We start from the raw sequence: 2,078 nt of genomic DNA on the forward strand, positions 1-2,078 counted from the left end.
CTCTTTGGCTTCATAAAAAAGGTCTTCCCGGAAATCCGGATGGGCGATGCTGATTAAGGCCATGGCCCGCTCCTGAAGACTTTTCCCGAAGAGATTAACCACCCCGAACTCGCTGGCTACATAATGGACATCCCCCCGGGGGACCACGACGGCAATATCGCCCAGACTGGAAACAATACGGCTGCTTTTTCCATCCAAGGTCGTGGAAGGGATCATCAGGATGGCCTTTCCCCCCTCTGAGTCAGCCGATCCCCGGATGAAATCCAACATGCCCGAAATCCCCGAATAGTGGTTGAAAGGCAGGGCATCGGCCGCCACCTGCCCGGTCAAGTCCATGGCCATGGCCACATTAAGGGAAATCATCTTATGGTGTCGTGATATGATAGCCGGATTGTTGACATATTCCGAAGGGTGAAATTCGATACAGGGATTGTCATCTAAAAAATCATAGAGGTTTCTGGTGCCCATGGCGGCACTGGCCACTAACTTACCTTCGTTATACCCCTTTTTCCGGTTGGTAATCACCCCCCTGGATACTAAATCCATGATGGCATCGGTCACAAAGTGGGTATGAATTCCCAAATCTTTCTTGTCTTGTAAGGCCAGCAGGATGGCGTGGGGTGTGGCGCCCAAACTCAATTGGAGAGTCGACCCGTCATCGATCAGTTTGGTCACGTTCCTGGCGATCATGTGGGCCGATTCTAATTCCGGGGATTGATTTATGGTGATGAGTTCTTCTTCCAATTCAACCACCAGGTCTACTTCATTGACATGGATGAAGCTGCGACCGAGGACGCGGGGCATGCGGGAATTTACCTGGGCAATAACCAGATCGGCCGATTGGGCGGCGGCCATGGTGACATCAACCGAAATACCCAAACTCATCCAGCCAAAATCATCGGGGGGTGACACCTGGATCAAAGCGACATGGACGGGAAGTTGTCTGCTTTTAAAAAGACGGGGAAGGGCCGATAGATTGATCGGGGTGATAAAACGTTTATTCTTGGCCAAGCTCCTGGTTTTTACTGAACCCAGATAAAAAGAACGAATATTAAAGCAGTCGCAATAGGATCTGTTGGCAATTAATGTCAGGGGGGAACTGTCCAGACTCAGGAGACGCATAATCTCCAGATCGGAAAAACGAAAGGACTGGCGGGCCAGTTCTTTTACGAGGCCTTGCGGTTCCCCGGCAGCAGAACCGATGAATACCCGTTCCCCGGGTCTGATGTGTTGAATGGCTTCCTGGGGTGTTGTGCGTTTTCTCCGATAATCATCCGGCCAGTTAGGACTAGCCATATTTTTGTCCCCGCAGGCAATGACCGTTGCAAGTTGTAGGTTGCCGGTCGATAGTCTTTCCTGATCCCGGATGCTGGATCCTGGATGTTGGATAAGGCATTGAATGTGTCCGGGATATAAGATTTTTTTATTTTTTAGGCGGGTGTACGGTCAGCACCGAACAGTTGGCCCGCCGGACCACCTTTTCGGCGGTGCTGCCCAAGAAAAAGTGGGCCAATCCGGTCAACCCATGGGTCCCCATAACGATTAGATCTATTTTTTCCTGATCAACGAAATTCAAGATCTCACTGGCCGGATGGCCGGAAAGGACCCGGATAAAGGCATTCTGATAATCGCCCATTTTTTGTAAATAAACGGTTTCAATTTGCTCCATGGCCCGCTGAACGGCATCCTTGTAAAATTGCAGGTTGGCCTGTTCGGAAATAAAATCCTCCATGACCGGTGAAGGAAAAACCAGCGGGGGGACTACATGGACCAGATACAACTGGGCTTGGTATTTCAGGGTCAGGTCAAAGGCTAAATCAAAGGCCTGTTCCGAATTTTCCGAAAAATCCGTGCAGAAGGCGATTTTTTTTAGGGATGCCATGGAACACCTCGCTATTGATAGGGATTTTAAATAATTGCCTTATAATATTACCTGGAATTTTTCCCCTGTCAACCTAATAAACAGACTGGCCCCCCCTTCACTGAAGGGGGGCAAGAATAAAAAGGATACCCGACCCCGGGGACTAATCCCCCTTGGACAGGGCGACAGAGATCCCCCGGGATAAAAAAATTAAAAA

At 49.8% G+C, this 2,078-nt stretch carries 2 protein-coding genes; both read right to left on the reverse strand.

Annotated elements, in window-relative coordinates; genetic code table 11:
- Positions 1-1,296 (reverse strand): acetyl-CoA hydrolase/transferase family protein (locus HY879_00690; GenBank protein ID MBI5601851.1); only part of this gene is annotated, 1,296 nt, incomplete at its 3' end.
- Between the two features lie 127 nt (positions 1,297-1,423).
- A complete protein-coding gene (locus tag HY879_00695) occupies positions 1,424-1,882 on the reverse strand; it encodes a universal stress protein (protein ID MBI5601852.1) in 459 nt (152 codons plus the stop codon).
- Between the last annotated feature and the right edge of the window lie 196 nt (positions 1,883-2,078).

It is taken from the genome of Deltaproteobacteria bacterium (assembly GCA_016219225.1).
Classification (GTDB): Bacteria; Desulfobacterota; RBG-13-43-22; order RBG-13-43-22; family RBG-13-43-22; genus RBG-13-43-22.

What these genes read in the sequence shown, in the direction of transcription:
- HY879_00695 (MBI5601852.1), bottom strand. Translation starts at nt 1,882, where the DNA reads ATGGCATCCCTAAAAAAAATCGCCTTCTGCACGGATTTTTCGGAAAAT.